This window comes from Aquabacter sediminis (genome assembly GCF_028863665.1).
GTDB lineage: Bacteria > Pseudomonadota > Alphaproteobacteria > Rhizobiales > Xanthobacteraceae > L1I39.
This window is the reverse complement of the sequence record NZ_JARBFX010000003.1, coordinates 295198-320663: the sequence shown is the minus strand read 5'-3', so window position 1 is coordinate 320663 and position 25466 is coordinate 295198. Positions and strand designations below refer to the sequence as shown.

The 25466-nt window shown below is 68.5% G+C and carries 22 protein-coding genes; 6 read left to right on the top strand and 16 right to left on the bottom strand.

Annotation, left to right across the window (positions count from 1 at the left end; all coding sequences use genetic code 11):
* Positions 1-55: 55 nt before the first annotated feature.
* From PV781_RS07210 to PV781_RS07200, 3 genes are all read right to left on the bottom strand, one after another.
* Positions 56-1870, bottom strand: coding sequence for an amidohydrolase (locus tag PV781_RS07210; protein ID WP_274774956.1), 1815 nt, complete (start codon positions 1868-1870; stop codon positions 56-58).
* 103 nt (positions 1871-1973) lie between these two features.
* Entirely contained in the window at positions 1974-2195 is a 222-nt protein-coding gene (locus PV781_RS07205; RefSeq protein WP_274774955.1) for a hypothetical protein, read from the bottom strand.
* A 207-nt stretch (positions 2196-2402) separates the two neighbouring features.
* Entirely contained in the window at positions 2403-3737 is a 1335-nt protein-coding gene (locus PV781_RS07200; protein WP_274774954.1) for an HdeD family acid-resistance protein, read from the bottom strand.
* A gap of 400 nt (positions 3738-4137) precedes the next feature.
* On the opposite strand from PV781_RS07200, the gene PV781_RS07195 reads away from it, so the two are divergent.
* Both PV781_RS07195 and PV781_RS07190 read left to right on the top strand, forming a co-directional pair.
* Positions 4138-4983 (top strand): MipA/OmpV family protein, encoded by an 846-nt coding sequence (locus PV781_RS07195; protein WP_274774953.1) that lies wholly within the window; start codon positions 4138-4140, stop codon positions 4981-4983.
* 210 nt (positions 4984-5193) lie between these two features.
* Positions 5194-5886, top strand: a complete 693-nt coding sequence (locus tag PV781_RS07190; protein ID WP_274774952.1) for a YoaK family protein — start codon at positions 5194-5196, stop codon at positions 5884-5886.
* A 6-nt stretch (positions 5887-5892) separates the two neighbouring features.
* On the opposite strand, the gene PV781_RS07185 is transcribed toward PV781_RS07190, so the two are convergent.
* From PV781_RS07185 to tcuA, 3 genes are all read right to left on the bottom strand, one after another.
* Positions 5893-6609 (bottom strand): MgtC/SapB family protein, encoded by a 717-nt coding sequence (locus PV781_RS07185; RefSeq protein WP_274774951.1) that lies wholly within the window; start codon positions 6607-6609, stop codon positions 5893-5895.
* Between the two features lie 126 nt (positions 6610-6735).
* On the bottom strand, positions 6736-7848 hold the full coding sequence (gene tcuB / locus PV781_RS07180; RefSeq protein WP_274774950.1) for a tricarballylate utilization 4Fe-4S protein TcuB: 1113 nt from the start codon (positions 7846-7848) through the stop codon (positions 6736-6738).
* A gap of 33 nt (positions 7849-7881) precedes the next feature.
* On the bottom strand, positions 7882-9291 hold the full coding sequence (gene tcuA, locus PV781_RS07175) for an FAD-dependent tricarballylate dehydrogenase TcuA (RefSeq protein WP_274774949.1): 1410 nt from the start codon (positions 9289-9291) through the stop codon (positions 7882-7884).
* A 245-nt stretch (positions 9292-9536) separates the two neighbouring features.
* On the opposite strand from tcuA, the gene PV781_RS07170 reads away from it, so the two are divergent.
* A complete protein-coding gene (locus PV781_RS07170) occupies positions 9537-10502 on the top strand; it encodes a tripartite tricarboxylate transporter substrate binding protein (protein WP_274774948.1) in 966 nt (321 codons plus the stop codon).
* 58 nt (positions 10503-10560) lie between these two features.
* On the opposite strand, the gene PV781_RS07165 is transcribed toward PV781_RS07170, so the two are convergent.
* From PV781_RS07165 to PV781_RS07140, 6 genes are all read right to left on the bottom strand, one after another.
* A complete protein-coding gene (locus PV781_RS07165; RefSeq protein WP_274774947.1) occupies positions 10561-11283 on the bottom strand; it encodes an IclR family transcriptional regulator in 723 nt (240 codons plus the stop codon).
* 230 nt (positions 11284-11513) lie between these two features.
* Complete coding sequence (locus PV781_RS07160) at positions 11514-12398, bottom strand: NAD(P)-dependent oxidoreductase (RefSeq protein WP_274774946.1); 885 nt, start codon at positions 12396-12398, stop codon at positions 11514-11516.
* Positions 12395-13873 carry an aldehyde dehydrogenase gene (locus PV781_RS07155; protein ID WP_274774945.1) on the bottom strand — a complete coding sequence of 493 codons (1479 nt, stop codon included), beginning with the start codon at positions 13871-13873 and terminating at the stop codon, positions 12395-12397. Before PV781_RS07155 ends, PV781_RS07160 begins: the two co-directional genes overlap by 4 nt.
* 53 nt (positions 13874-13926) lie before the next feature.
* Positions 13927-15141: an ABC transporter substrate-binding protein gene (locus PV781_RS07150; RefSeq protein WP_274774944.1), complete on the bottom strand. Its 1215-nt coding sequence runs from the start codon at positions 15139-15141 to the stop codon at positions 13927-13929.
* A gap of 14 nt (positions 15142-15155) precedes the next feature.
* Positions 15156-16016, bottom strand: coding sequence for an alpha/beta fold hydrolase (locus tag PV781_RS07145; protein WP_274774943.1), 861 nt, complete (start codon positions 16014-16016; stop codon positions 15156-15158).
* Positions 16013-16456: a hypothetical protein gene (locus PV781_RS07140; protein WP_274774942.1), complete on the bottom strand. Its 444-nt coding sequence runs from the start codon at positions 16454-16456 to the stop codon at positions 16013-16015. The genes PV781_RS07145 and PV781_RS07140 overlap by 4 nt, the downstream gene beginning before the upstream one ends.
* 100 nt (positions 16457-16556) lie before the next feature.
* Here PV781_RS07140 and PV781_RS07135 point away from each other — a divergent pair, with 100 nt between their 5' ends.
* Together PV781_RS07135 and PV781_RS07130 are read left to right on the top strand one after the other, a co-directional pair.
* On the top strand, positions 16557-17357 hold the full coding sequence (locus tag PV781_RS07135) for an N-acyl homoserine lactonase family protein (RefSeq protein WP_274774941.1): 801 nt from the start codon (positions 16557-16559) through the stop codon (positions 17355-17357).
* Positions 17358-17561: 204 nt separating this feature from the next.
* Positions 17562-18470 (top strand): dienelactone hydrolase family protein, encoded by a 909-nt coding sequence (locus PV781_RS07130; RefSeq protein ID WP_274774940.1) that lies wholly within the window; start codon positions 17562-17564, stop codon positions 18468-18470.
* A gap of 6 nt (positions 18471-18476) precedes the next feature.
* Here PV781_RS07130 and PV781_RS07125 read toward each other — a convergent pair whose 3' ends face one another.
* Positions 18477-19859, bottom strand: coding sequence for a sigma-54-dependent transcriptional regulator (locus PV781_RS07125; protein WP_274774939.1), 1383 nt, complete (start codon positions 19857-19859; stop codon positions 18477-18479).
* Positions 19860-19861: 2 nt separating this feature from the next.
* Positions 19862-21787 carry a sensor histidine kinase gene (locus PV781_RS07120; protein ID WP_274774938.1) on the bottom strand — a complete coding sequence of 642 codons (1926 nt, stop codon included), beginning with the start codon at positions 21785-21787 and terminating at the stop codon, positions 19862-19864.
* Positions 21788-21974: 187 nt separating this feature from the next.
* On the opposite strand from PV781_RS07120, the gene PV781_RS07115 reads away from it, so the two are divergent.
* Positions 21975-23318: a dicarboxylate/amino acid:cation symporter gene (locus PV781_RS07115; RefSeq protein WP_274774937.1), complete on the top strand. Its 1344-nt coding sequence runs from the start codon at positions 21975-21977 to the stop codon at positions 23316-23318.
* 138 nt (positions 23319-23456) lie between these two features.
* Here PV781_RS07115 and PV781_RS07110 read toward each other — a convergent pair whose 3' ends face one another.
* Both PV781_RS07110 and PV781_RS07105 read right to left on the bottom strand, forming a co-directional pair.
* Positions 23457-24509: a GGDEF domain-containing protein gene (locus tag PV781_RS07110; protein ID WP_274774936.1), complete on the bottom strand. Its 1053-nt coding sequence runs from the start codon at positions 24507-24509 to the stop codon at positions 23457-23459.
* 488 nt (positions 24510-24997) lie between these two features.
* Positions 24998-25432, bottom strand: coding sequence for a MerR family transcriptional regulator (locus PV781_RS07105; protein ID WP_274774935.1), 435 nt, complete (start codon positions 25430-25432; stop codon positions 24998-25000).
* Between the last annotated feature and the right edge of the window lie 34 nt (positions 25433-25466).

Genomic DNA, 25466 nt, shown 5'->3' with positions numbered 1-25466 from the left:
AACCTCCCGGAAATGGCGATGGGGCGCGCGGCACAGGGCGGCGCGCCCTGAAGCGTCAGGCCTGGTGGCGGATCTTCCCGTTCATGAGCGTCAGCTCCACCTTGGCCTTGTGGATGTCGTGGGGGTCGCCCTTGAGGATGTCGCGGTCGAGGACGATGAGGTCCGCCAGCTTGCCCACCGCGATGGAGCCGACCTTGTCGTCGAGGCGCAACTGGTAGGCGGCCCCCATGGTGTTGGCATGGATCGCCTCTTCCACGGTGAGGCGCTCGTCGGCGGGGGCGAGGATCGGGGCATCGGGCTTGCCCACCAACTGGCGGGTGACGCCCACCTGGACGGAATCCAGCGGCTTATAGGTGGAGAAATAGCCCGCGGCCGGCCAGTCGCAGCCGAAGGAAACCCGTCCGCCTTGCTTTAGCACCGTCTTGGTGCGGTACATGTTCCCGGCGCGCTTCTCGCCCAGCCGCGCCACCATGTTCTGGAGCGTGTCGGGATCGGCCGAGGACCAGTTGGCGGAGAATTGCGCGGTTACACCCAGCTTGCCGAAGCGGGGATTGTCCGTGTCCTCCACATAGACGAGGTGGGCGATGGCGTGGCGCCGGTCGCGGGGCGGGTTGGCGGCGATGGCCTTCTCGAAGCCATCGAGCGCCACCTGCGCGGTACGCTCGCCGCAAGCATGGACGTGCACGTCGAACCCGGCCGCGTCCACCGTGCCGATGAGCTGGTGCCACTGCTCAACCGTGAAGGGCGAGCCGCCCGTGCTGTCCGGCTTGTCCGCATAGGGCGCGTTCAGCCAGGCGGTGTAGCCGCCCTGCGAGCCGTCGCCGATGATCTTCACCACGTTCACCTGCACCAGCTCGGTGGAGACGCGGCGGCGCACGTCCTTCAGCACCGCCACCGCATTGTCGATGGGCGCGCCCTTGACCGAGCAGCAGGCGACGACGCGGAAGGGCAGCACGCCGCGCTTTTCCGCATCCGCATAGAGCCCGATGATGGCGCCCTCGTCGCTGCCCACGGGGGGAACGCCGGCATCGAACACCGTGGTGATGCCCGCCGCAGCCGCTTTGGGAAGCCATGTGTCCAGCAGCCGGCCCATGGTGGAGGCGGTGATCGGGTCAACCGCATTGACCAGGCTCAGGACCGCATTCACCTCCAGCACGTAGCCGGTGGGATCGCCCTTCTGGTCGCGCACGAAATAGCTGAAGCGCGGGATCGGGTCGGGGGTGTCGCGATTGACCCCCGCCAGTTCGAGAGCCTTGGAATTGGCCCACAAGCTGTGCCCGTCAATGGCGAAGAAGAAGCCCGGACGGTCCGGCAGGATGGCGTCGAGATCGGCGCGGGTCGGGCCTTCCGGCGGAAACATGTCCACCCGCCAGCCAAAGCCCCGGATGGGCCCGGTGGGATGGTCCTTGGCATAGGCGGCGATGGCGTCGAGGGCATCCTGCTTCGTTGCCAGCTGGAGGTCGACGCCGGAGGTGAGAAAGGCGCCGAGGAGCGGGTGGGTATGGCCCTCCACGAAACCGGGCAGGAGAAGGCGGCCGTTCAGGTCGATCACCTGCGTCTTCGGCCCCGCCAGCTTCAGAGCGCCGGCCTTGTCGCCCACATGGACGATGGTCTTGCCGGTCACGGCCACCGCCTCGACCCCGGTGGGCCCCGCCACCGTGTGGATGGGACCGTTATGGAAGATGAAGTCCGCGGGGCCGGAGGCCTCCTGCGCCAGCACTTCGCTGGCCCGGAACAAGGTGCCGGCGGCGGCTGCCGCGCCCATGGCCGCCCCAGCGCGCAGCAGGGTGCGCCGGCTTGGGCCGGTTGCCGGTGGCTTGGCTCGGCCGAAGCGCTCGAAATGGGGTGCCCAGTCACACGCGACACACATCCGCTCGTCCCCCTTGTGAGCGCGCCGCCGAAGCTGGGCGCCTAATTGTCGTTGAGATCGCCGTTGGGCCCCAGGGCGCGCGCGTGGCGCGCCGCAGGGGCGGTCACCGGCTCTGGCATAGAGTGAGCCAGTGGCGATGCTCGCGCGGGATGCGGCCGGCTTCGCAATCGGTGCGCGCCTGGCCGTTCAGCGCCATGAAGCAGGATTGGCCCTCGCGCAGGTGCTGGCACCAGCCCCGGTCCGTGGAATCGCTGAAGGCCATGAAGCAGGACTGACCTTCCACATAGGCTTGGCAGAAACCGCGGTCGCGGCCGTCGAAGGTCATGAAGCACGAGCGCTTTTTGGTGCACACATCCGGCTGCGGCTGGGCGAAAGAATCCGTAATAAAAGTCGGGAGGCACAAAGACAGCGCTGTCATGAAAATGAAAAGCGGGCGCATGCTGAGGCTCTCATCACAGATATATTGGTTCACAGCGGATCGTGGCGGCATTTATGCGCGCCTGAAGCTGCAATCGCGCACGCCACTCAATTTCTACTTGTTTTCAGGTGCCTGTCCAGCCTCTGACCGCGTGCGCGCTGCCGTCCGCAGCACGCGCAGCCTGCGCCGTCCACCGCCCATCTGGAGGATGCCCGAAACCGCCCGCGCATAGTCGAGCACCATGCCCGGCGTCCAGGCCATCCAGGCGGCGCGGCGCCGCATCAGGCCGGCCACCCACAATTCGGGCAGGCTCAACAGGCGGATGACGAACAGGGGCGAGCGGATTTCGCTGGCGTAGCGACCCTCAATGGCCGCATCCAGGGCGCGGGCCACCGCGCTCGAGCAGTTGCGATAGGTCAGGTTGTAGGTGCTGTCGATGCGGTAATCGGCCCAGAAGCGGCGTACCGCCGCGCCGTTGATGCCGGCAAGGCGCACCTGCATGGTGGAGGGGCACCATTCGGCGCTCTCATAAGCGTAGCTCGGCTTGAACTCGCCGGGCACGTCATTCTCGCGGGTGGCGCGCAGCACGCGGGCGAACTGGTCGGGCGAGCGCTCGATCTCCACCGCCGGATAGTGGCTGATATAGAGGTCAGGGTCCATCTGGAGCGCCGCATGGCCGGTGGAGGCGGCTCCGGTCGCATCCTGCGCCACCACATAGCGCTGCACCCCCTGGGCGAGGGGGGCAAGGCCGCCGGTGGGGGTCCAGACATGGACGGTAAGAATGTCATCGAAGCGTTGGGGCGCTGCCGCAGCGGCGATTTCCGCATGGGGTTGGGCCTGTCCGGCCCGGTCGGCGCGGGTCTGGGCCAGGATGTCGGCGAGGAGCACGCCCTCCGGTAGGCGCCGCACCCGCAGCGCGAAGGCGGTCACCCCGACGGCGGTGACGATGATGAGCTGGGCCACATCCGAGCCCACCTCGCCGCGCCAATGGGTGGGCCAGGGCACGAAGGACCACAGGCCCATCAGGAATTCGAGCCCCGCCAACGCCAGCGCGCTGTGCCAGGCGGGGAAGCGGACCACATAGGCGCTGCCCGCGCGCCAGATGGCATCGCAGATGAGCAATGTGCCCACGAGAATGCCGATGACAATGTCGGAATGCCAGGGGGCGTCGATGATCAGGAGGATGATGACCACGCAGACGAGACCCTTGATGAAGCGCATGGTCCGGTGCATTCGCGACTGGCTCATGATGCCGGCGCCGAACGACACGAACGCGATGATCACCAGCGGGATCGCGAAATAGTCGGCGGGAATGCGCACCTCATCGATCAGGGCATCCAGCAGCAAGAGGGTGCCGATCACCAGCCAGACGATGCCGATGATGCCGACCACCCACCATTTGCGGCGCAAGGTGGGGCCTCCGATCAGCAGAAGGAAAAGCTCGAACACCGCATCCCCCGATCCGGACCCTGCCGCCCGGCGGCATGGCCTGCGTGCCTCATGCCCCAGAGGAGAGGCCGCCGCCGTCTGGGCTGGGGCCCCGATCGCCCCGATCGGGCTCCTGCCTCACCGGCACATGGAAAACACCTTGCCGCGTAGCACGTAAAAGACAGCGTGAACAGCCGCGCCTACGGCCAAGCCAAAGGTAAGGAATGTATTATGGGGCGGTATTTGCTTCACGGCCGCGCGGCCCCCGCCCGGGCCAGTTCGTGTGCTTGCAAGGGGTATCATCTTGTTGCGATGATTTAACTATACTCATTCCCAACAGAAACAGCCCGTGTTGCAATTTTGCCACCACGGCTGAGGGCTTTGTGACTAGAGTGTGGCACGTCTATCGGGATTCCCCTCCATGCTCTCCGCTTCCCTTGGTGCCCGCGCGCTTGGTTCCGTGGTGGCCCTCGGCCTTCTTGCATCCGGCGCCATGGCTGCGGACGTGAAGACCATCTTCGACCAGCCGGCCCAGAAGGAAAACTGGTACGTCATCATCGGTGCGTCGGGGATCGTGGAGCCCGAATATGCGGGCAGCTCCAGCTATCGCATCGTGCCGGGCTTTCTCTTCAGCCTGAGCAAGGAGAGCGAGCTCTACGACTTCCATTCCATCGACGACAGCCCGTCCATCACCCTCCTGGACATTGGCCGCTTCGCCGTCGGCGTGGCCGGCAATCTGGACTGGGGCCGGGATGCGGACGATTCCAGCCGCCTGCGCGGCATGGGCGACGTCTCCACCACCGTGCAACTGGGTGGCTTTGCGGAGTGGTTCCCGGCCGAATGGCTGCGCCTGCGCGGTGAACTCTTCTACGCCGCTGGCGGCTATTCGGGCGTGGTCGGCTCCATGAAGGCCGACTTCATCTACAATGCGCCCGGCGGCTGGGGCTTCGCGGTGGGCCCGCGCCTTTATTATGCCGGCACCGGTTACATGGACGCCTATTTCGGCGTGACGCCAGTCCAGTCCTACACCACGGCGGCCCTCCTCAACCCCACTTTGCCCTATTCGCCCTCCGCGGGCTTCAACCAGTGGGGCGTGACGGCGCAGGTGACCAAGCAGTTGGGCAACGGCTTTACCGCCGGCATGTACGGCACCTACCTGCACTTGCTGGGCTCGGCCGCCGACTCGCCCCTCACCCAGAACGTCAACCAGTTCGAGGCGGGCGTCTCGCTGACCTACAGCTTCAATGTGGGCAAAGGCTTCTGGTGAGAGCTTGCTCCCGGTGACGCCGCGCACCGGGTAAACCCTGACCTGTCGTGAAACGGTGGTTCGGCCTGGACGTGCGCCATGTCCGGGCCTCCGGCGGCGTTGGCCCCGGTGCACGGGCGAGGGAAAGCACACAGGGCCAAACTTAAGCCCCCACTGCCGCAAAAGCTCGGCTATTCAACGGCGGGTTCGATCCCCGTCGGAGGCGCGCCCTTGAGATACGTCCTGCCCAGCCTTCTATGCTTCAATGCGGGCTTTGTGGACGCGGCGGGCTTCGTGACCCTGCACGGCCTGTTCACCGCCCATGTCACCGGCAACATCGTGACCTTCGCCGCCGCCATCGCCGACGGCCACATGCCGTCCGTGGCCAAGATCATCGCGGTGCCGGTCTTCTGCCTGGTGGTGGTGTGCGCCCGCCTGGTGAGCCATGCCAGCCTCGCGCGGGGCCATGATGATTTCCGCATCCTGATGGCCGCCAAGCTCATCCTGCTGGCGCATGCGGCCGTGGTGGCGATCCATGTGGGCGTTCTGCCCGATCCCGATGCCCCGGCGGCGGTGATGATGGGCATGACGCTGGTGGCGGCCATGGCGCTCCAGAACGCCCTTCACCGCACCCACCTCACCGATGCGCCGCCCTCCACGGTGATGACCGGCACCATGACGCAAGTGCTGCTCGACGTGACCCACCTTTGGAGCCCCCCGCCGGGCGGCGACCTTGCTCCCGTGCGGGCGCGGCTGAAGCGGCAGGGGCTGTTCTTCGCAAGCTTCTGCGGCGGCTGCGCGGCCGCGGCGCTGGCCTATCTGGCGGTGGGCATCTGGTGCTTCCTGGTGCCGCCGCTGGTGGCGCTGGCCGAGATCCTGAGCCTCCCCGCCAAGCCGGCGGACGCCAAGCCCGCGCGGGGATAGGGCGCTTCACTCACCGCCGGCGCTGCGGAACCAATGGGCGGAGGACACTGCATCCAGCGTGCGCAGGCGGCCCATGAGCGTGTCGAGCTCCGCCTTGCTGGCGGTGGAGGAGACCAGTTGCGCGGTCAACTCCACCATGCCGTTGGGCCGCTCCACCACCTCGATGTCCGCCACCGGGAAGGACGCCTCTTCCAGCATCATGGCGAGACTGGCCTGGAGATCCACCGCCGCCGCCGAGGAGCCGAGCACGATCACCTCGTAGCAGGCCTCCGTCTCCTCGCCCTGGGGCCGGCGCTCCAGCCAGCGCACCAGGGGGCGCAGCAAGGTGTTGCCGGCGAGCACGAACAAGGTGAGCGCCACCGCCTGCGCCACCAGGTCGGCGCCCGCGCAGGCCCCCACCGCCGCCGAGCACCACAAGGTGGCGGCGGTGTTGAGCCCGCTCACATTGGCCCCGTCCTTCATGATGACGCCGGCGCCCAGGAAGCCGATGCCCGACACCACATAGGCGATCACGCGCACCGCGCCGGAGGCACCGTCCAATTGCATGGACATGTCCACGAACTGGCAGGCGCCGATGGCCACCAGCACATTGGTGCGCAGCCCCGCCATGCGCTGGCGATACTGCCGCTCGGCGCCGATGAGGGTGCCCATGGCGAAGGCGACCGTCAGGCTGAACAGCGTGCTGACGAACTCGTCGGGGTGGAAGGACGTGATGAACGGCATGTGGCTCCCCATGGCTCCGGGCCAGGATCGCCCTCAGCCGGGGCACGCCCCGTCGCTGCCTGGGCGCAGCTTATGATGAGGGGCGCACTAACCCGGCGAGTGTGACGGGGAGATGACAGGCCCCCCTCAGTGCCCCGCCAGCTCCTTGTGCCGCTCCTTGGCGTAGCGCACCAGCGCGGCGTAGCGGTAGAGGCCGTGGACGAACTTGCCGTAGGGCATTGTCAGGAAGAAGCCGAACACGAAGCCCAGGTGAATGGCCAGCAGCGTGCCCATGGCCGGGGTAGCGCGGGCCACCAGCAGGAGGAGGCCGGTGAGCGCGGTGAGGAAGAGCATGGCGAGGAAAGCCGCGTCCATGCCCTTTCGGGTCTCGTCCATCATCATGGGATCACGGGCCTTCTTGGCCAGGAACAGGCCGGCCGGGCCGATCACCAGCCCGATGCCTCCAAGCGTGCCCAGCACCACCGGCAGGTCCCACCAGGGATAGGGGGAGTGGCGGTCGAGCAGATAGGCATAGAGGGTGGCCACCGAAGTGGCGGCGAAGCAGAGCGCGAAGCCGTAGAAGGTCAGGTGGTGATAGATGCGCCGGTTGTCGGTTGGCTTCTCGTCCGCATTCATGCAGCCGACCCCGCCGCCGTCCAGATAGCGCAGCCGACCGGCATCCTTCATGGCCTGCCAAAGGGAGGGCGCGTCGGTGGGAAGGGGCTGGCGCGCCTCCATGTCCCGCCAGAAGGCGCGCAGGCCCATGAACAAGGCCAGGATCGCATAAAGAAAGGCGGCGCCGAACAGGCCCACCATTGCGCCATGGGGCATGAGGCGGAAGAAGGCGCCTTGGCCCACCTGGGTGCCGAACATCACCGACGGGTCGTTCAGCGCCATGAAGCCGAACAGGAAGCCCGCCACCGACAGCGCCGCGATCAGCGCCACCGAGAGCCCGTTGCGCCGGAACAGGCCCGCCAGCGGGCGCGGCCAGGCATAGGCGGCATAGGTGTCGTTGCGCACCTCGGCCAGCGTGCGGGGCACGTTGACGTTGAATTCGTGGGGCGGGGAGAACTGGCAGTCATAATAGCAGGCGCCGCACGAATGGCAGAGATTGGCGAGATAATTCAGGTCGCCGGCGGCAAAGGAGCGGCGCATTTCCATGGCCGGGAAGACGGCGCACAATCCCTCGCAATAGCGGCAGGAATTGCAGACCGTCATGAGGCGCTCGGCCTCCTGGAGCGCGTTGCTGTGCGCGGTCATGTCAGGTCATTCCTCGGAAACGGGCATTAAGGGTCAGGCGCGGGCCGCGGAGGCGGCGGCGGTGCCGGCGCAGCGGCCGAAGACGGAGCCGATGGTCATGCCGATGCCGGCCGCATAGCCCCGGCCGAGCACGTTGCCGGCCATGATCTCGCCAGCGGCGAACATGTTCTTGGCCTTGGTGCCGTCGGCCATCTGCATGCGGGCTTCCTCGTTCACCCGCACGCCCAGATAGGTGAAGGTGATGCCCGGCCGCACCGGATAGGCATAGAAGGGCGCGGTATCGACGGGTCGCGCCCAATGGGTCTTGGGCGGGGTGAGCCCGTCCGTCCGGCAATCGTCCAGCACCGTGTGGTCGAAGCTGCCGCCGGGCACGATGGCGCCGTTGAAGCCCTTGACCGTGGAAGCGAACTTGGCCGGGTCGAGGTTCAGCTTGCCCGCCAGTTCCTCCAGCGTCGGGGCGCTGATGGGGGGATAGAGGGAGGGCATGAAGGAGGTCAGCGACTTGGCGTCGAAGACGATATAGGCGATCTGGTCCGGCTGCTGGGCGACGAGCCGGCCCCAGATGGCATAGCGCTTGGGCCAGAAATCCTCGCCCTCGTCATAGAAGCGCTCGGCCTTGTTGTTGACGACGATGCCGAACACCACGCAGTCGAGCCGCGTGATGATGCCGCCATCGAACTTGGGCGCGCGGGCATCGATGGCCACGGCGTGGCATTGGGTGGGATCGCCCACCTCCTGGACGCCCTGGTCGAGGAGCATGCGCAGCATGGTGCCGCGATTGTTGGGGGTCCCGCGAATGAGGAAATTCTCCGCCGGCGGGCCCCAATATTCCTTCAGCCACTCGATATTGGCCTCGAAGCCGCCGGCCGCCGCCACCAAGGCGCGGGCGGTGACCTCATCTGTGCCGCCGGGATGGCGCACGCGGGCGGAGCGGAAGGTGCCGCCCTCCAAAGTGAGGCCCACCACCTCGCTGTCATAGGCCACTTCCACGCCGAGCCGCTCGGCGGTGAGATAGAGGGCGTTCAGCATGGCCCGGCCGCCGCCGAGGAAGAAGGAATTGGTGCGCCCCAGCGAGAGCGTGCCGCCGAGGGAGGGCTGGAAGCGCACCCCCTGCTCGGTGATCCAGGTCAGCATGTCCTTGGACTTGGCGATCATGAAGCGCGCCAGGTCTTCATCCGTATGGCCCTGGGTGACGCGCAGGAGGTCGTCGAAGAACTCCTCCTCGCTATAGGGGCCGGTCAGCGTGTCGGTGGCGCTGTCATGGGCGCAGCGCATGTTGCGGGTGTGGCGGGTGTTGCCGCCGCGATAGAAGCGGGAGGCCGCCTCAAGCACCAGCACCGAGGCGCCTTGCCGGCGCGCGGCAATGGCTGCGCACAGGGCCGCGTTGCCGCCGCCCACCACCACAACATCCCACTGCCGGCCATAGACCGTGCGCGCCGCCATGGGCATCTCCTTCCTGCATCCTTTTGCATACAAAAGTATGCGTATGTGGCCCCTCACACACCGCCTCGTCAAGATGCCTTGACGGGGGAGGGGCAGGGCTTATTATGAAATTAGAATAATTATTCTGTCTAGCAGAACATTCCGCTGTCGCGCCTCTTCTTTGAGGGCGACGGAGGACGCGGGGCAGCGCCAGCGGCCCCTCCGCGCGGACCAAGTCCGCTCAAGCAAGACGATCGGGAGGACACATGACCCTGAAGACCACTCTGGCCGCCTTGGCCGGCTGCCTGGCGCTCGCCGCGCCCGCGGCCGCGCAGACCTATCCCAGCCGCCCCGTCACCATGATCGTGCCCTATGCGGCGGGCGGCGCGACCGACGTGGTGGCCCGTGCCATCTCCGAGAAGCTCTCCACCGCCTGGAAGCAGCCGGTGGTGGTGGACAACCGGGCGGGCGCCGGCACCACCATTGCCGCGCGTGCGGTCGCCCAGGCGGCGGGCGATGGCTACACGCTCTTCATGACCACCTCGGCCCACACCATTTCGGGCCATCTCTATCCCGGCCTCACCTATGACCCGGTGAAGGATTTCGCGCCCATCACCCTGGTCACCAAGGTGCCCCTCGTGCTGGTGGTGAACCCGCAGGTGCCGGCCAAGACCTTGCCCGAATTCACCGCCTGGCTCGCCAAGGAAGGCGACAAGGTGAATTTCGCCTCGCCCGGCATCGGCACGGCGCAGCATCTGTCCGGCGAATTGTTCAAGATCGCCACCAAGAGCGGCATCACCCACGTGCCCTATAAGGGCGATTCCCCGGCGCTGACCGATCTCATGGGCGGGCAGGTGCAGATGATGCTGGCCACCGCCACCGCCGTCATTCCGCTGATCGAGACCGGCAAGCTGCGCGCCATCGCGGTGGCCAATTCCCGCCGGCTGTCCGCGCTGCCGGACGTGCCCACTTTCGACGAATCCGGCCTCAAGGGCTTCGAGGCCGCCACCTGGTTCGGCCTCTTGGCGCCCGCCTCCATCAAGCCGGAGCTGGTGCAGACCATCTATAAGGAGGTCTCGCGCATCGTCGCCGAGCCGGACATGACCAAGCGCATCGAGCAATTGGGCGGGGACGTCATCAACTCGACGCCGGACGCCTTCGCGGCCTTCATGGCGGATGAAACCCAGAAATGGGGCGCCGCCGCCAAGGCCTCGGGCGCCACGCTGAAGTGAACCGCACGGACGGGGAATGAGACGGGACCGGGCGGCGACGCCCGGTCTTTTTTATGCGTCAGGCAAAGCGCGGCCAGGTGCCGCCCAGGCGCCGCGTCAGGTCGGCGGCGGCGGGCATCAGCAAGGCGCGCATGGCCGCGATCTCGTCCGGGCCGAAGCGCTCGCGGGGGCCGGACAGGGACACCGCGCCCATCAGGCCGCCCGGCCCGAACACGGGCGCCGCAAGGCCCGCGCAGGCCGGGTCCCGCTCGCCCAGGGACAAGGCCCAGCCCTCCGCGCGGAGCGTGTCGAAATCGGCGCCCGCGCTGCCCTCGAACGCCAGGATCACCCGGCCGGCGGCGCCCACCTTCAGGGGATATGTCTCGCCCGCCGTCACCCGGTCGAGGGTGGAATGGCGGGAATCCACCCGCAGCAGGCAAAGCCGGCGCTCTCCATCCTGGCGCATGTGGAAGGAGGCGCTCTCCGTGCCCTTGTCCACCAGGTCCTGGAGCACGGGAAGCACCTGGCCGCGCAGCGCATTCTTGCGCTCATGGGCAAGGCCCAGGCGGAAGGCGGCGGGGCCGAGGTCATAGCGCCCGTCCCGCAGGCGCGTGGCATAGCCATTGTGCTCCAGCGAGGCCATGAGGCGCAGGATGGTGCTCTTATAGAGGCCGGTGACGCGGGAGAGGTCCGCCAGGCTCACCGGGCTGTCGCCCTGCTCCAGCGCCGCGATGATGGCGAAGGCCCGCTCGACGGCGGCGACGCCCCCGTCGGGGGAGGTGAAGGTCTGCTTCTCGGCCACGCCTGTCTCCCTGAACGCGGCCACCGCCGCCGTCGCGCCATTCCCGTCCGCCGGGGATTACACCAAAAAAGAGGGCGATTCACCGCTGCTTGGCGCGTTTGACGCGCCGAGCGGCGGGATCGCCCTCAAGATGTGGAACGCGCGCCGGGAGGAAGGCGGCGGGAGCGTTCCGGAAAGGTCCGCGCCGGCCGCCGGGTCAGGGCTGGCCGGCGGCCGGCGCGGCGGCGCCGTCAGCTTTCGCCGGCGGCGATGATGCGGCTGACCACCGGCCAGTAAAGGTCGGCAAAGCCCGCCTCCTGGGTGCGGCCGAGCAAGCGGTCGGCCAGTTCCGCCCCCTCCAGCTTCAGGCCCACGGAGCCCGCCAGGGAGAGGGCATAGGAAATGTCCTTGCGGGCGTAGGAGGTGGAGAAAGCGCGCTCGGGGAAGGTGTCGGGCACCACCGCCTTCAGGCCGTGATTGCGCAAAGCGAAGCTGTCGGCCGAGCCCTTCATGAGGGTCTCGAACAGGAGCTTGCCGTCCACCCCGGCGCGCCTGGCGGTGGCGATGGCCTCCGAGAGGGCGACCACCGTCTCCACCAGCACCATATTGTTGAGGATCTTGACGATCTGCCCCGCGCCCACCGGCCCGCAATGGGTGATGTCGCTGGCGAAGGTGGCCAGCAGCGGACGGATGGCGGCGAACGTCTCCTCGTCCGCCCCCACCATGATGGAGAGCGTGCCTTCTTCCGCCGCCTGCCGGGTGCGGGCGATGGGGGCGTCCGCATAGATGGCGCCCTTCTCACCGAAGCGGGCGGCGATGTCGCGGGTCAGCTCCACCGGCGAGGTGCCGAGGTCGACGATCACCTGGCCCGGCCGGGCGCCGGCGAGCAGGCCGTTCTCGCTGAGCGTCACCGCCTCCACATGGGCGCCGCTCGGCAGCGCCATGAGGATGACGTCGCAGGAGGCGGCGAGCGCGGCAAGGCTGTCGGCGCGCGTCACGCCGAAGGCGGCAAGCCGCTCCAGGGGGGCGTCGGCGCGGTCGAAGCCGATGACGGGGCGCCCGCTCTTCTGGGCCAGATTCCGGCACATGGGCTCGCCCATGACGCCGAGCCCGATGAAACCAACCGAACCCGTCATTGATTGAAGCCCTTCTCGTCGCCGCCCACCAGCGGCCCCATGTCCCAATAGATGCCCTTGGCCTGCTGGTAGAGGCGCACGCCGGAAATGCCCTTCTCGCGGCCGATGCCGCTTTCCTTGAAGCCGCCGAAGGGGGTGGCGATGGACAATTGCTTGTAGGTGTTGATCCACACCGTGCCCGCCTCGATGGCGCGGGCGACGCGGTAGGCGCGGCGATAGTCCGCCGTCCAGATGCCGCAGGCGAGGCCATAGACGCTGTCATTGGCCTGGGCCACCACGTCCGCCTCGTCGTCGAAGGGCAGCAGCACCAGGACGGGCCCGAAGATTTCCTGCTGGGCGGCGCTGGAGCGGTTGGTCAGGCCGCAAATGAGGGTGGGCCGGTAGAAGGCGCCGGCGGCAAGCGCGGCATCGTCGGGGCGGGCGCCGCCGGAGATGATCTCGCCGCCTTCCTTGCGGGCGGTCTCCACCATGCGCTCCACGCGCTCGCGATGGGGGAAGGAGGCCAGCGGCCCCATCTTCACGCCGGCTTCCGTGGGCAGGCCCACCTTCAGGGCGTCGGTGGCGGCCTTCAGGCGCGCGGCGAAGTCGTCGAAGGCGGCACGCTGCACGAACAGGCGCGAGCCGGCGACGCAGGACTGGCCCGACCCCTCGAAGATGCCGCCCATGACGCCGGCCACGGCGGCATCAAGATCGGCATCGGCGAACACGATGTTGGGCGACTTGCCGCCCAGTTCCAAGGCGGCGGGAATGAGCCGGTCGGCGCAGATGCGGCCGATGGCCCGGCCCGTCTCGGTGCCGCCGGTGAAGGAGACCATGCGCACGCCGGGATGGCGCACCAGGGACACGCCCGCTTCCCCGCCAAGGCCGGTCACCACATTGAGGATGCCGGCGGGCAGGCCCGCCTCGGCGGCGATGCGCGCCACCAGAAGCGCGGCGGTGGGCGTCACCTCGGAGGGCTTGACGATGACCGCGTTTCCGGCGGCGAGCGCCGGGGCCACCTTCTGCGCCTCCATGGTGAGGGGCGAGTTCCAGGGCGTGATGGCAGCCACCACCCCCATGGGCTCATAGACCGCCATGGACAGGTAGTCGCCGCGCGGCGGGGTCAGGTCGGAGCCGAGCGTCTCGCAGACGGAGGCGAAGTAGCGGAAGGTGGCGATGGCGCTCGCCACCTGGGTCCGGCACTCGGCCATGACCTTGCCGTTCTCGCGCATCTGGATGGCGGCGAGTTCGTCGGCATTGGCGGCCATGCCATCGGCGATGCGGGCGATGATGCGGGCGCGCTCGTGGGGGCGCAGATTGCGCCACTTGGCCGAGTGCACCGCCGCCTGGGCGGATCGGACGGCGGCATCCACGTCGGCGGCGGAGGCGGCTGACACCTCGTAATTCACCGCGCCGGTGGCGGGATTGATGGAGGCGAAGGCCGGCCCCGTCCCCTGGACGGGCTGGCCTGCGACGAAGAAGGGCAGGGCGGTCATGAGGTCCTCACAAAAAGCCGGCCCGCGTTCGGGGGCGGGCCGGCTGGAAGGGATCAGCGCTTGACGAGCGGGCACTCGCTCTCGCTCAGCGGACGGAAGGACTCCGAGCCGGGGAAGCGCTGGACGGTCTTGTAGAAGTCGTTCTCGTACTTGGACTCGGCGGGGGTCTTCACCTGCATCAGGTACATGTCGTGCAGGACGCGGCCGTCGGCGCGGATCTCCACGTCCTTGTTGTACATGTCGTTGACCTTCATCTCGTGCATCTTGGCGGCGACCTTCTCGCCGTCCTTGCTGCCCAGCGCCTTCACGGCTTCCAGGTAATGCTTCACGCCGGAATAGACGCCCGCATGGATCATGCTCGGCACCTTGCCGCCGGTCTCTGCCATGAAGCGCTTGGTCCAGGCGCGGGTGTCGTCGTTCAGGTCCCAGTAAAAGGAGGTGGTGACCTGGAGCCCCTGCGCCGCCTTCACGCCCAGCGCCTTCACGTCGGTGATGAAGACCAGGAGGCCGGCGAGCTTCTGGCCGCCTTCCACGATGCCGAACTCGCCCGCCTGCTTGATGGCGGTCTGCACGTCGCGCCCGGAGGTGGCGAGGCCCACCACATTGGCCTTGGAGGACTGGGCCTGGAGCAGGAAGGAGGAGAAATCATTGGTGCCGAGCGGATGGGCCGCCTGGCCCAGCACCTTGCCGCCGGCCGCGTCGATGAACTTGGTGGCGTCGCGCTGGAGCGCGTGGCCGAAGGCGTAGTCGGCCGTGATGAAGTACCAGCTCTTGCCGCCGGCCTTGGTGATGGCCTGGCTGGTGATCTTGGCCAGCGCGTAGGTGTCGTAGGTGAAGTGGAAGGAATAGGGCGTGCAGGCCTTGCCAGTGAAGTCGGAGGAGGCCGGGCCGTTGACGATGAAGATTTTCTTGCGCTCCTTGGCCGCTTCCAGGATGGCAAAGCCCGCGGAGGAGGCGGCGCCGTCCGCGATCAGGTCGACGCCTTCATTGTCGAACCATTTGCGGGCGGTGGCGGAGGCGATGTCGGCCTTGTTCTGGTGGTCGGCATTCACGATCTCAATGCGCATGCCATTGACCGAATTGCCGAAATCCTGCGCCGCGAGGCGGGCGGCGGCGACCGAGCCCTGGCCGCCATTGTCGGCGAAGACGCCCGACTGGTCGTTCAGGATGCCGATGCGGATCACGTCGTCGGCGGCTGAGGCGAGGCCGGGCGCGGCAAGGGTGAGCGCGCCGGTGAGTACGGCGGCGAGCCGTGTTGCGGTGTTCATGGAAGTCCTCCCGTTCATTTCTTGTGGTTGAGCGCCCGCACCTCTGCGAGGACGGGGGCGATATAGGCCCGGAACTGCTCGGGGTTTTCGCTCATGGGGAAATGGCCGAGCCGGTCCATGACCGTGACCTTGGCGCCCGGAATGGAAGCAGCGGTGCGCAGCGTGTCCTGCGGCGAGCAGGAATAGTCATATTCGCCGGTGAGCAGGAACAACGGGCACACCGTTGTGTCGATGGCGGCGGTGCGGCCCCTGAGGTCGCCGTCCACGCGGTAGAAATACAGGTCGCCCTTGAAGACGCCGGGGCCGCTCTGCTTGTAGTGCCAGAGCGTTTCGCGGCGCCGGGCGGGGGGCACGTCCGGCGACATGAGGCCGGAGACGAGCGCCGCGCAGGCTTCCCCGCCATGCACGTCGGGCCGGTTGAGCCAGCTGGTGTCGTACCAGGGCTGCTGGAAGTCCGCCGCCTCCAGGCCGATGAGGGCGGAAAACTCAGCCGCATGGTCGATGGCCAGATTCAGGACGATCCGCCCGCCGATGGAGCAGCCCATCACAACCGGCTTGTCCAGTTCCAGCGCGCCGCAGAAGGCGCGGATGGCGGCCGTATAGGCGGCGGTGGTCAGCCGATATTCGCTGCCGTCCCAGTCTTCCGGCGGATTGGACTTGCCATGGAAGGGCAGGTCAAAGGCCAGAACGCGGAAGTGGCGGGTGATCTCGTCATCGCACAGCAGATGCCGCCACTGGCGGGCATCCGAGCCGGCGGTGTGCAGGCAGACGAGGGGAATGCCGCTGCCGGCCTCCTCGAAATAGATGCGGTGCGGACGGCCATCGATCTCGCAGTGGAGATAGCGGCCGATCATGGGCTCCAAGCGCGGGCTCATGCGGGCTCCTTGGAGGGCTGCGCCGCACTGCGGGGCAGGGCCAGCAGATCCTTGAAATATTGCAGGTTGGCGATGAAGGGATGGAGGTCCCCCTCCAGGCTCGCCGCGCCGCTCTTGGTCAGCGCCAGCAGATCGTGTGAGCCGGCGCGGGGCAGCGGCTTCCAGAATTCCAGGAACGCCTCGGGGCTCGCCCGATAAGCGAAGCGCCAGCTCGCCATCAGGCGGGGACCTGACTCCATGGCGGTGATGCGGCCTTCCACGATGCGGGTGTGGAAGGGCCGGGCAGGGGTGCCGAGAAGGCAGTCCACGGTCAGAAAGCGGCCGCGTTCCATGAGGGGCGCATTGGCCTCCAGCAAGGCGGGCAGCCGCGCGAGGCGCGCGGTCACGGCATCAAGCGCCGCCCCCTGCGAGGGGGCCGGAGCGCCGGGTTCATGGGGCAAGCGTCTCTCCCGGTGTTCTGTCAAACAGAATAGATGTTCTTTTTTCTGAGAGGAACTATACACAGCCCAACCCCGCACGCAAGCGGGCCGGAACGGGAGGTTGGGAATGGAGTGGGAGGTCTATGCGCTGCGCTACGGCACCCAGGCGCGCACCGCAGGCATGAACATGATCGGCTCACCCGATCCGCACGACCTGCCCATGCCGCTGGACTTCTATGTCTGGCTGCTGCGCTCAGGGCAGCGGACAATCCTGGTGGACACCGGCTTTCGTGCCGTGGGTGCACCGGAGCGGGGCCGGCGCATCCTGCGCCAGGTGGAGGACGCGCTCGCCGATCTCGCCTGCGATCCCGCCGGGGTGGGGGATGTGATCATTACCCACCTCCATTACGACCATGCGGGCAATCTCGACCTCTTCCCCGCCGCCACCTTCCATCTCCAGGAGCGCGAGATGGGCTTCGCCACCGGCCGCCATATGTGCGTCCACGCCATCCGCCACGCTTACGATGTGGAGGACGTGGTGAAGATGGTGCGCGCCCTCTACCAGGACCGGGTGCGCTTCCATGCGGGGGAGGGCGAGGTGGCGCCGGGGGTGAGCGTGCACCATGTGGGCGGGCACACGGACGGCCTGCAAATGGTGCGCGTGATGACCCAACGCGGCCCGGTGGTGCTGGCGAGCGATGCCAGCCATTTCTACGCCAATATGGAGCGGGGGCTCACCTTTCCCATCGTTTTCAACCTGGGCGAAATGGCCGCCGGCTGGGCCAAGGCCCATAAGCTGGCCGGCGCGAAGGACCGCGTCATTCCCGGCCATGATCCGCGCGTCCGCGCGCTCTATCCCCCCGTGCCGGGGACGCAGGGCGAGACGGTGGCGCTGCACCTGCCGCCGGTGGGGGAGGGGTGAGGGGCTGTTCCCCGCCGGATGCCGGGCCGGGGGAACGGATCGGGAAACCGGCGCGACCACCGATTCGCGCGCCTTTTGGTCCCCGCCCGTTCCCCGTTCCGCGCTTCACTTGTCCCGATCTGGAACAGTCTGTCCCCGCGCGCCGTTGTGGGGCGCGCGGTGGCGGCTTAGGCTTGGCCGCAAAGGGAAGACCGGGAGCGCCTCGTGCGACACGTTTTCACCCGCCGCGCATGGGCTCGCGTCGCGCTGGCGGGCCTGGCTTTGCTGGGAAGTCTGGCCGCCGGCGCCAGCCTTTGGGCGCAGGAGGCTCACGCGCAGGAGAAAGTCAGCTTTCCCTCCCGCGACGGCACCCCGCTCGACGGCTATCTCTTCCGCCCGAGCACAGCGAACGGGCCCGGCCCGGCGGTCATCTTCGCCCATGGCTGCGGCGGCCTGATCGGAAAGTCCGGCATCAACGCCCGCGAGATCGCCTGGGCGCAGCGCCTGACCGGCGACGGCTATCGTGTGCTCATGGTGGACAGCTTCACCCCGCGCGGCGTGAAATCCATGTGCGCGCCCGCGACCTTCCGCTCGGAGGTCTATCGCGCCCGCCCGCAGGACATGTATGGCGCGCTCGCCTATCTTCAGGCCCAGCCCTTTGTGGACCCCGGCCGCGTCGCGCTCATGGGCTGGTCGCAGGGGGGCGGCGCGGTGCTGAACACGCTGCGCACCAAGAGTGCCGCCCGCCCCGCCGGCCTTGCCCCGGCGCGGGACTTCCAGGCGGCGGTCGCCTTCTATCCCGGCTCATGCCGGCCCGAGCGCCAGCCCGGCGGCTGGTCGAGCCGCATTCCGCTGATGGTGCTGACCGGGGAAAAGGATGTGTGGACGCCCCTTGAGCCCTGCGCGGCGCTGCTCACGCAGGCGGCGCAAGCGGGAAGTCCGGTGACGCTCCACATCTATCCCGGCGCCTACCATGATTTCGACTGGCCGGGCCTTGCCTATCGCGAACGCCCGGAATTCCGCACCAAGGACGGGGCCGTGCCCATCGTCGCCACCGATCCCGCTGCCCGCACGGATGCCCTCGCGCGCGTGCCGGCCTTTCTCGGCCGGTATCTGCGGGCAGACGGGAAATAGCTGTCTCTACTCCCGCCCGCCGCGAAAGGCGTTCTGGTCGATGCCGTGGCGGTGGAGCTTGTCGTAGAAGGTCTTGCGGGGGATGCCGAGCGCCTTGACGGTGGCCTGCACGTCGCCCTGGTGGGCGGCGAGCGCGGCGCGGATCTGCTCGGCCTCATAGGCCTCCACCCGCTGCGGCAGGGGAACCGCGCCGGCTGCGGGCTCGGCCGGGACGGGCGTGTCCACGAGGCCGAGGGCGACGCGCTCCACATAATGCAGGAGTTCGCGCACATTGCCGGGCCAGTCGTGGGTTTCCAGCCGGTCCAGCACCGTGCGCCCCACCACGGGCGGCGGGCGGCGGAAGCGCTTGGCGGCGGCGGCGAGGAAATGGGAGAAGAGCAGCGGCACGTCGGAGCGGCGCTCCCGCAAGGGGGGAATGCGCACCGTCGCCACATGCAGGCGGTAATAGAGATCCTCCCGGAACCGCCCGGCCTTCACCAGCTCCAACAGATTGATCTTGGCGGCGGCCACCACGCGGATGTCCACCCGCCGGCCCTCATTGGCGCCCAGCGGGATCACCTCCCGCGCCTCCAGCACCCGCAGCATCTTCACCTGGAGGGCGGGGGACATGGCCTCGATCTCGTCCAGGAACAGTGTGCCCCCATGGGCGAAGACGATCCGCCCCACGCGCTTCTTGAGCGCCCCGGTGAAGGCGCCGGCCTCGTGGCCGAAGAGTTCGCTCTCGATCATGGTTTCGGGCAGCGCGCCGCAATTGACCGCCACGAAGGGCCGCGCCGCCCGGGGGCCGAGGCGGTGGAGGAGATTGGCCACCACCTCCTTGCCCGAGCCCGTCTCGCCTTCCACCAGCACGTCCACGTCCGCATCGGCGAGCTGGCGGATGGTCTGGCGCAGGCGCTCCATGGCCGGGTCGGCGCCGAGCAGCGGCAGCTCCTCCTCGGCCAATTCAGCCGCATGCTGGGCGGCGAGTTGGGCGGCGCGGCGCAGCTCGCGGTTTTCCAGCACCAGCCGGCGCTTTTCCAGCGCGTGGCGGATGGCCCCCAGGAGCCGCTCGCCGGAATAGGGCTTGGCGAGGAAGTCATAAGCCCCCTCCCGCATGGCCTCCACCGCCATGGCGATGTCGCCATGGCCGGTGATGAGGATGACGGGCAGGTCCGCATCGCGCCGCTTCAGCCGCCGGAACAGTTCGAGCCCGTCCATGCCGGGCATGCGCACGTCGGTGACCACGACGCCGGGAAAGCCCGCATCGATCCCCTCCAGCGCCGCCTCTGCGCTGGCAAAGGGCAAGGCGGCAAGGCCCGCCAGCATGAGCGACTGGATGTTGGCGGCGCGCAGGGTGTCGTCATCGTCGATGAAGGCCACGTCCGGCGGCCGGTCGGCGGGATGCGCCATGGTCAGGCCCTCGCCAAAGTGAGAAGGAAGACCGCGCCGGGCCCCTCGCCGGCGGTGAAGGTGCCGCCGCATTCGGCGACGATGTCGCGGGCGATGACGAGGCCGAGGCCGAGGCCCTCCGGCTTGGTGGTGACGAACGGCATGAACAGCGCCTCGCGCACGCTCGCCGCCAGCCCCGGCCCGTTGTCCGAGACGGTGACCACCGCCATGGTCCCTTCCGTTCGCGCGGTGATGCGGATGCGCCCGTCGCGCCGCCCGTCCAGGGCCTCGATGGCATTCTGCAGCAAGTTCACAAACACCTGCTCCAGGCGGATGCGGGCCGCGCGCACCACCACGTCGGTGATGGGAATGTGGATCTCCAGCGCCACCTTCTGCTCGGCGAGGCGATGGCGCACCAGAAGCCGCGCCCCTTCCAGCACGGCGCGCAGCGACACCGGCTCCATGTCGGCGGGTGCCTTGCGGGCGAAGGCGCGCAACTCGCCGGTGATGGCGCCCACCCGCTGCGTGAGGTCGTCGATGATGACAAGGTTCGAGCGGGCGGAGGCGGCATCGCCCCGCTCCAGGAACAGGCGGGCATTTTCCGCATAGGTGCGGATGGCCGCCACAGGCTGGTTCACCTCATGGGCGACGGAGGCCGCGATCTGGCCGAGCACCGCCAGCTTGTTGGCCTGGACCAGTTCGTCCTGGAGATGGCCGAGGGCGGCTTGGGTGCGGCGGCGTTCCTCCATCTCGGCGGTGAGGCGTTCATTGGTGTGGCTGAGCGCCTGGGTGCGCTCGGCGACCCGGGCCTCCAGCTCGCGGCGGGCCGCCGCCGCCCGGTCGCGCTCCCGGGCAAGGCTTCGGCGGCGTGCGGTCCAGATGCCCGCCACGCCGAAGCCCGCCACCCCCAGCAGCAGGGCCAGCGAGCGGGCGGCCGTGGTGGCCAGCGGCACGGAGGGCGCGGTGGGGGCGAGCACATGGAGCGTCCAGCCCGAGGTGCGCAGCGGCGCGTCCGAGGCGACGAAGGTCTGGCCCGCCAAAGCCGGCGGGGCGGCCACGAAGGCCGCGCCGGGCAGGTCGCGGGAGGGACGGATGGGCAGCATGGCGAGCGGGGCATCGCCGAACTGGAGCGAGGCGCGAATGTCCGCCCGCTGGGCGGCATCCAGCGGCACGGTGGCATGGAAGCGCCAGGCCGGCTCGCTCGCCACCAGCACGATGCCGCGCTCATCGGTGACGAAGGCAGGTTCCGGTAGGGCGTGCCAGGCGTCTTCCGTGGCGCCGAATTCCGCCTTCACCACCACCACGCCGAGCGGCCCCGTGGTGCCCTCGATGCGCCGGGACAGATAAAGGCCCGGCCGGTGGCTCACCGTGCCGAAGGCGAAATGCTCGGCCTGGCCATCGGTCATGGCGCCGGTGAAATAGGGCCGGAAGGCGTAGTTGCTGCCGACGAAGCTCTCGGCGGTGCGGTAGTTGCTGGCGGCGCGGGTCAGGCCCTGGGCGTCGATCACATAGATGGCGCCGGCCCGGCTTTCCTGGGCGATCCGCTCCAGCCGCTCGTCCAGGGCCAGAAGCCGGCCCTCCTGGGGCGCGGCGAGCGCTTCCTGAACGCCGGGGTCGCCGGCAAGCACCAGCGGCAGCGCGCGCTGTTTCTCGATCTCCGAGCGCAGCATGGCGCCCCGCAGCGCCACCGCCGCCTCGGCCGTGGCCCGCAACTGGGACATCGCCCAGTTCTTCGCCACATGGGCGGCCACCGCATCCAGAACCACCAGCGCCCCAAGCGCGAGGGTGCCCAGCACCAGCCAGGAGGCCCGCCGCCGGCGCAGCGGCGCTCGGTCGGCCGCCGCAGCGGGCGGAATGGCGGGAGCGGGGGATTGGGGCAGGGCGAAGGCTCCCGAATGTGCGGAAATCCGCACGCGACTTTGGGCGAGATTGTGCGAAATTTCGCACATTGCGTCAAATCGGCGGCGAAGCACCGGCAAAAACGCGTTTGGATTCAAGCCACTTTCCTGGCGCCGCCGACGGCCCCCTTTGGCACGGGCCTTGCCGAAGGGGGGGCGAGGCATCCGCCTCTTCCGTCCAACCGGTTCCGAAGGTGCCCCAATGAAGAGGCGCCGAAGGGCCACAGGAGAAACGCTCATGGCGGTCGCCCTTTCGGCGCCGGCTCCGGCCGTGCGTCGCCCCAAGCTGCATCACCACCTGTATTTCCAGGTGCTCGTGGCCATCATTCTCGGCATCCTGCTCGGCCACTTCTACCCGAAGTTCGCGGTGGAGCTGCGCCCCCTGGGCGACGCCTTCATCAAGCTGGTGAAGATGGTCATCGCTCCCGTCATCTTCCTGACCGTGGTGAGCGGCATCGCCGGCATGCGGGATCTCGGCAAGGTCGGCCGCGTGGCCGGCAAGGCCATGATCTACTTCCTCACCTTCTCCACGCTGGCGCTCATCATCGGCCTGGTGGTGGGCAATGTGGTGCAGCCCGGCGCGGGCATGAACATCAATCCCGCCAGCCTCGACCCCAAGGCTACCGCCGACTACATCGCCAAGGCCCACGATTCCACCATCGTCGGCTTCCTGATGAACATCATTCCCTCGACGCCCATCAGCGCCATGGCCTCGGGCGACATTCTCCAGGTGCTGTTCTTCGCGGTCCTGTTCGGCATCGCGCTCGCGGGCATCGGCGACAAGGCCGAGCCGCTGATGACCGTGCTGCATTCCACCGCCCAGGGCATGTTCCGCCTGGTAGCCATCCTGATGCGCGCGGCCCCCGTCGGGGCTTTCGGCGCCATGGCCTTCACCATCGGCCGCTACGGCCTCGGCTCCATTGTGAGCCTGGCCATGCTGCTGGTGACCTTCTACATCACCTCGTTCCTGTTCGTGTTCGTGGTGCTGGGCGCGGTCGCCCGCTACAACGGCTTCTCGCTCTGGAAGCTCCTGAAATACATCAAGGAAGAGCTGCTCCTGGTGCTCGGCACCTCGTCCTCGGAAGCGGCCCTGCCGAGCCTGATGGAGAAGATGGAGCTGGCCGGTTGCCACCGCTCCGTGGTGGGCCTCGTGGTGCCCACCGGCTATTCCTTCAACCTGGATGGCACCAACATCTATATGACGCTGGCGGCCCTGTTCATCGCCCAGGCCACCGGCATCCAGCTGAGCCTGTGGGACCAGATCCTCCTGCTGCTGGTCGCCATGCTCTCCTCCAAGGGCGCGGCGGGCATCACGGGCGCCGGCTTCATCACGCTGGCCGCCACGCTCTCCGTGGTGCCCTCCGTTCCGATCGGCGGCATGGCGCTCATTCTCGGCATCGATCGCTTCATGTCCGAGTGCCGGGCCATCACCAACTTCATCGGCAACACGGTGGCCACCATCGTGGTGGCACGCTGGGAGGGCGAACTGGACGAGGCGCGCCTGGCGGCCGCATTGTCCGGCCGGGTTCCGCTCGGCCATGAGATGAAGGTGGCCGAGGAATATATGGACGCCATCGACTGAACACCCCGCTCCGGCGCCGTGCAGGGCGCCGGGCGATCGCCGCGGCTGACGGTGAGGGGCCGAAGCCGCGACACCGGTTCCTGCGGGGGAACCGGAGGGCCGCGACGCGAGAGCGTCGCGGCCTTTCTCATGGGCGCCTTAACCGTCCACGCCCGCCAGGGCAGCGGGCGTCAGGGCCTCGCCCATGGCCTCGAACACGACCACCCTGTCCCGCCCCAGCGCCTTGGCGCGATAGAGAGCGCGGTCCGCCTGCGACACCAGTTGCACCGGGTCTGCTTCGCCCCCCGCATGGGTCGCCGCGCCGATGCTGGCCGTCACGCGGCCGGTGAGGGGGTGCGGCATGTCGGCGGCGGCGATGTCGGCGCGGATGGCTTCCGCCAGCGCGGCCGCGCCGGCCCCGTCGGTGCCCGGAAGGATGACGGCGAATTCCTCGCCGCCATAGCGGGCGGCGAGGTCATCGGCGCGGTGCACGGCGCCCTTGAGGCGCTCTCCGGTGCGCCGCAGCACCGCATCTCCCGCCGGATGGCCCGACACGTCATTGACCGCCTTGAAGTGGTCGAGGTCCACCAGCAGCAGCGAGACCGGCTCTCCGGTGCGCCGCGCCCGCCGCCCCGCCCGTTCCAGCTCCTCGTCGAAGGCCCGCCGGTTGCTGAGGCCCGTGAGGGCATCCGTGTCTGCCCGGCGCTTGAGGTCCTGGTTGATCCGCCACAGGTCCAGCTCGTCAACGGCGATGGCGCCGAGGTCTTGCAGCGGGCCCAGGGGGAAGGTGCTCTCCTCCCGAACGGCACGGCCCAGCACGCACAGCGTCCCCAGCGCAAGGTCAGGCGTGAGCAGCAGGGGGACACCCGCATAGAAGCGGTACGGCAGGGAGGTGGCGAGCGGATGTCCAGCCAAACGCGGATCCGTGTGCAGATCCCCCACCACCAGCGGCTGACCACTCTCAATGATGAGGTTGCAGACCGTGCGCCGCCGCTCCACCACCGGCGCCAGCCCCGGCCCGGACATGGCCTTCATCCATTGGAAGGCGTCGTCGATGAAGGACAGGAAGGCGACCTCTGCCCCATAGAGCGCAGTGGCGAGGCGGGTCAGCCGCTCGAACCGCTCGTCCGGCGCCGTATCCATGATGTGGCAGGCGGCCAGCACCCGGAGGCGTTCGGCTTCGTTCGCGGGGGGGCGGGGCGGCTGCCACATCCTGTCGCTCCGGTGCGGGTCGCGGGTGGGGGCAAGGTGTCCCGGAGCCCGCCTGTGTGGCAAGGGGACGCCACCGGAAGGCTGGGGGAAAGCCCGCGGCGAGGGGGGCGCCTCGCGCGATCGTGCGGCTTGGCCGTAGCAGACGGGCGCGACCGGGGGCGCCTGGAGAGGGCGAGCCGATGGGGCAAGCCGGGGGTAAGGCTGGAAGCGGGAGATGGCTCGGGGCGACCGTCGCGGGGCGGCGCCGGGGGCGATGGGGCGGCCGATTGAGGGGCGATGCGAAACGTCGGCCTCGTCATCCCGGAGGGTGGAGGCCGGAAGCGGACACCGGAAGGGGCGTCGGATGAGGCATCGGATGAGGCACCGGTCGGGGCGCGACGGGCGCAGGGGCAGGGGGCGATGTTCGCCAGGCCCAGTTCAGGCCCGCCGGCCCCTTGATCCGCGCCAGTTCCGCGCCACCCAAGCCGAGAACACCGGCGGTTTCCGGCCTATTCGTCGGCCAGGCGGCCATGGGTGTGGGTGGGATCGGCGAGGGTCTCGATCACCCGGCATTCCCCGACCCGGCCTGCGGCACATTGCTCCACCATCTTGAGAAGTTCGGTGCGCAGCCGCTCCAGACGCGCGATGCGCCGCTCCACATCCTGGAGCCGGGCGGTGGCAATGGCGTCGGCGGCGGCGCAGGACTGGTTCGGATCGTCCTGCAATTTCAATAGGGTACGGATCTCGTCCATGGGAAAGCCCAGCTCGCGCGCGTGGCGGATGAAGGCGAGCCGCCGCAGGTCATCCGCCCCGTAAAAGCGCCGGTTCCCCTCGCTTCGCGCGACGCCGGACAGAAGGCCGATCTCCTCATAATAGCGGATTGTAGGTATTTTAATACCCGATATGCGCGCCGCGTCCCCGATGGAATAATCCAGTTCCGCCATTTTCTCCCTTGCTCCTCCAGTGGCTGGAGGATGT

Coding starts and splice junctions, on each gene's coding strand:
- PV781_RS07210 (WP_274774956.1), bottom strand. CDS start 1,870: ATGTGTGTCGCGTGTGACTGGGCACCCCATTTCGAGCGCTTCGGCCGA.
- PV781_RS07205 (WP_274774955.1), bottom strand. CDS start 2,195: ATGACCTTCGACGGCCGCGACCGCGGTTTCTGCCAAGCCTATGTGGAA.
- PV781_RS07195 (WP_274774953.1), top strand. CDS start 4,138: ATGCTCTCCGCTTCCCTTGGTGCCCGCGCGCTTGGTTCCGTGGTGGCC.
- PV781_RS07185 (WP_274774951.1), bottom strand. CDS start 6,609: ATGCCGTTCATCACGTCCTTCCACCCCGACGAGTTCGTCAGCACGCTG.
- tcuB (WP_274774950.1), bottom strand. CDS start 7,848: ATGACCGCGCACAGCAACGCGCTCCAGGAGGCCGAGCGCCTCATGACG.
- tcuA (WP_274774949.1), bottom strand. CDS start 9,291: ATGGCGGCGCGCACGGTCTATGGCCGGCAGTGGGATGTTGTGGTGGTG.
- PV781_RS07170 (WP_274774948.1), top strand. CDS start 9,537: ATGACCCTGAAGACCACTCTGGCCGCCTTGGCCGGCTGCCTGGCGCTC.
- PV781_RS07160 (WP_274774946.1), bottom strand. CDS start 12,398: ATGACGGGTTCGGTTGGTTTCATCGGGCTCGGCGTCATGGGCGAGCCC.
- PV781_RS07155 (WP_274774945.1), bottom strand. CDS start 13,873: ATGACCGCCCTGCCCTTCTTCGTCGCAGGCCAGCCCGTCCAGGGGACG.
- PV781_RS07150 (WP_274774944.1), bottom strand. CDS start 15,141: ATGAACACCGCAACACGGCTCGCCGCCGTACTCACCGGCGCGCTCACC.
- PV781_RS07145 (WP_274774943.1), bottom strand. CDS start 16,016: ATGAGCCCGCGCTTGGAGCCCATGATCGGCCGCTATCTCCACTGCGAG.
- PV781_RS07125 (WP_274774939.1), bottom strand. CDS start 19,859: ATGGCGCATCCCGCCGACCGGCCGCCGGACGTGGCCTTCATCGACGAT.
- PV781_RS07120 (WP_274774938.1), bottom strand. CDS start 21,787: ATGTGCGAAATTTCGCACAATCTCGCCCAAAGTCGCGTGCGGATTTCC.
- PV781_RS07115 (WP_274774937.1), top strand. CDS start 21,975: ATGGCGGTCGCCCTTTCGGCGCCGGCTCCGGCCGTGCGTCGCCCCAAG.
- PV781_RS07110 (WP_274774936.1), bottom strand. CDS start 24,509: ATGTGGCAGCCGCCCCGCCCCCCCGCGAACGAAGCCGAACGCCTCCGG.
- PV781_RS07105 (WP_274774935.1), bottom strand. CDS start 25,432: ATGGCGGAACTGGATTATTCCATCGGGGACGCGGCGCGCATATCGGGT.